This is a genomic window from Pantoea sp. CTOTU50773, from assembly GCF_032082325.1.
Taxonomy (GTDB): domain Bacteria; phylum Pseudomonadota; class Gammaproteobacteria; order Enterobacterales; family Enterobacteriaceae; genus Pantoea; species Pantoea communis.
The window spans coordinates 1-2,779 of sequence record NZ_DAMDQC010000261.1; the positions used below are offsets into that span (position 1 = coordinate 1).

Genomic DNA, 2,779 nt, shown 5'->3' on the forward strand with positions numbered 1-2,779 from the left:
GTCAGTGTGCGGTGTCTGGCTGGGCGTGCGATTGCTGAAAGGGAAGGCGCTGTTCAGGCGGTTTGAAGCGGCTTAATCTTCTGCACCAAAATCAAAGGCCGCTTGCGCGGCCTTTTTCATTTACAGCTTCTCAACCGCCCAGGCAATCCCGCTGGCGTACTCTTCCGGCAGCTGCGGCACCAGCGCGTTCAGCGCCGCCGCAAGACGTGCCTGATCGCTATCGGTGAGATTTAAGTGCCCCACCTTACGGCCCGGACGCACTTCTTTGTCATACCAGTGCAAATGCACCAGCGGCTGTTGCAGCCAGTCGGCATTCACGTCGGTGCCAATCAGGTTCACCATCACCGATGGCGCGAACACCACTGGCTTCGGCAGTGCCAGACCCAGCACCGCACGCAGATGCAGCTCAAACTGGCTGATAGACGCGCCGTTCTGCGTCCAGTGACCGCTGTTGTGCACACGCGGCGCCAGTTCGTTAATCAGCAGGCCTTCTGGCGTGATGAAACACTCCATCGCCATCACACCGACGTATTTCAGCTCATGCATGATCGCGCTGAGCATCGCTTCCGCTTGTTGCTGTTGCGCAGCATCGGCCTGCGGGAACGCCACGCTGGTGCGCAGAATGCCGTCCTGATGCAGGTTGTGGGTCAGCGGATAGAACACCGTGGTGCCATCATGACCGCGCGCACCGACCAGCGACACTTCACCGCTGAAGTTGATGCCCTGCTCAACGATGCATTCGCCGTAGCACTCATCTGGCAGCGAATCGGTTTCATTGGCGCGCAAACGCCACTGACCGCGACCGTCATAACCACCGGTGCGACGTTTCACAATCGCCAGTTCGCCCAGCGAGCTGAACACCTGCGGCCACTCAGCTTTATCTGCCAGCAGCTGCCATGGCGCTGTCGCCAGGTTCAGCTGATCGAGCAGCTGTTTCTGCGTCAGGCGATCGGCCAGACGCGGGAAGATATCGCGGTTCACAAACGCCGGATGCAACGCCAGCTCACGCGTTAACGCAGTTTCCGGCCAGCGCTCGATCTCTGCGGTGATCACGCTTTCGGCTATCGGCAAGGCAGAAGGTTCGGCATCCAGACCCACCGGATACACCGCGATGCCCAGCGGTTCGCCCGCCTGGCGCAGCATACGGCCTAACTGACCGTTGCCGAGTACGCAAACCGGTTTCATGCATCCACCCGCGGATCTGGGTTGTTCAGCACTTCATCAGTCTGGGTTTGACGCCAGGTGGCGAGACGCGCCGCCAGGTCTTTGTCATGCACCGCCAGAATCTGTGCCGCCAGCAGCGCAGCGTTAGCCGCTCCGGCTTTACCGATCGCCAGCGTACCGACAGGAATACCGCGCGGCATCTGCACGATGGAGTAGAGGCTATCCACACCGCTCAGCGCGGCGCTTTGTACCGGCACGCCCAGCACTGGCACCAGCGTTTTGGCGGCGATCATGCCCGGCAGATGCGCAGCACCGCCCGCTCCGGCAATGATCACATGGAAACCGTTATCAGCGGCGGTTTCGGCAAAGCTGAACAGTTTGTCTGGCGTACGGTGAGCAGAGACCACTTCAACGTGGAACGGAACATCCAGGCTGTTAAGAATTTCCTCGGCGAACTGCATGGTAGCCCAGTCACTTTTAGAACCCATGACGATGGCGATACGAGCCGGGGTGGCGTTGGATGACATGCGGTCAACTCCTGTGAATAGTCAAACGAACCTGGCCGGGCAGGCAGGTAAAGAAGGGCACAGAGAATAGCATGAGAAGAGAGCAAGGAAAACGGTTGCGTGGCCGGAAAACGGGCAATGGTGCGTCAGGATGGGCAGATGATGAATCTTGATCCCGCTGAGTGTCGAGCCCGGATGCGCCCGACTATTCAGGATTCGATTTTAAAACGGGAATTCGATCAGCTGCACGCCATCGGCATCAACCTGAATCATCGAGCCATTTTCATGCCAGGCACCGAGCACCACGCGCTGGGCGTTCTCACCTTGCACGACTAGCTCATGTACCGCCGGACGGTGGGTATGCCCGTGAATCAGAATCCGCACCTGCTGGCGCGTCATCGTATCGATCACGGCTTGCTGATTGACATCCATGATGCTCATCGACTTGTGCTGATTGGCTTGCTTGCTGTCGGCGCGCATACGTGCGGCAATGCGCATGCGGATGCGCAACGGCAGGGCGAGGAACAAGCATTGTAGCCAGCGCTGATGCACTTTGGCGCGGAAGCGTTGATAGCCTTCGTCGTCAGTGCACAAGGTATCGCCGTGCATAATCAGCACGCGATGGCCGTACAGGCTGAGCACTTGTTCTTCTGGCAGCAACGTCATCCCACTTTCACGCGCAAAACGTTTACCGAGCAGGAAGTCTCGATTGCCATGGATAAAGAATTTGGGGATCGGCAGAGCTTTCAGTGCCGCGGCGATTTCACGATGTAGCGGATTGGGATCGTCATCGCCAATCCAGGCTTCAAACAGATCGCCGAGGATGTAAAGCGCATCGCAATCGCGCGCTTCACCCTGCAAAAAATGCAGAAAACCGGCAGTGATTGCCGGTTCTTCTGTGCACAGATGCAAATCTGCGATAAACAGCGTGCGCGACATTACTCGCTAACAGTCACTTTCTGGATGACAACGTCGTCAACCGGAACGTCCTGATGCATGCCGCTGCGGCCCGTTTTCACCGCTTTGATTTTCTCAACCACGTCCATGCCTTCAACCACTTCAGCGAACACGCAGTAACCCCAGCCCTGCAGGCTTTCGTCACGGAAGTT

The 2,779-nt window shown here is 58.1% G+C and carries 4 protein-coding genes; all 4 read right to left on the minus strand.

Translation table 11 applies throughout. From position 1 onward, the window contains the following. Positions 1-120: 120 nt before the first annotated feature. A complete protein-coding gene (purK, locus tag RT340_RS22465) occupies positions 121-1,185 on the minus strand; it encodes a 5-(carboxyamino)imidazole ribonucleotide synthase (RefSeq protein WP_313377857.1) in 1,065 nt (354 codons plus the stop codon). Beyond that, complete coding sequence (gene purE, locus RT340_RS22470; protein WP_034828223.1) at positions 1,182-1,691, minus strand: 5-(carboxyamino)imidazole ribonucleotide mutase; 510 nt, start codon at positions 1,689-1,691, stop codon at positions 1,182-1,184. Before purE ends, purK begins: the two co-directional genes overlap by 4 nt. A 201-nt stretch (positions 1,692-1,892) precedes the next feature. After that, positions 1,893-2,609 (minus strand): UDP-2,3-diacylglucosamine diphosphatase, encoded by a 717-nt coding sequence (gene lpxH, locus RT340_RS22475; protein WP_313377858.1) that lies wholly within the window; start codon positions 2,607-2,609, stop codon positions 1,893-1,895. Further along, on the minus strand, positions 2,609-2,779 hold a 171-nt coding region (locus RT340_RS22480; protein ID WP_313377860.1), incomplete at its 5' end, for a peptidylprolyl isomerase. The genes RT340_RS22480 and lpxH, both read right to left, overlap by 1 nt.

Coding starts and splice junctions, on each gene's coding strand:
- purK (WP_313377857.1), bottom strand. CDS start 1,185: ATGAAACCGGTTTGCGTACTCGGCAACGGTCAGTTAGGCCGTATGCTG.
- purE (WP_034828223.1), bottom strand. CDS start 1,691: ATGTCATCCAACGCCACCCCGGCTCGTATCGCCATCGTCATGGGTTCT.
- lpxH (WP_313377858.1), bottom strand. CDS start 2,609: ATGTCGCGCACGCTGTTTATCGCAGATTTGCATCTGTGCACAGAAGAA.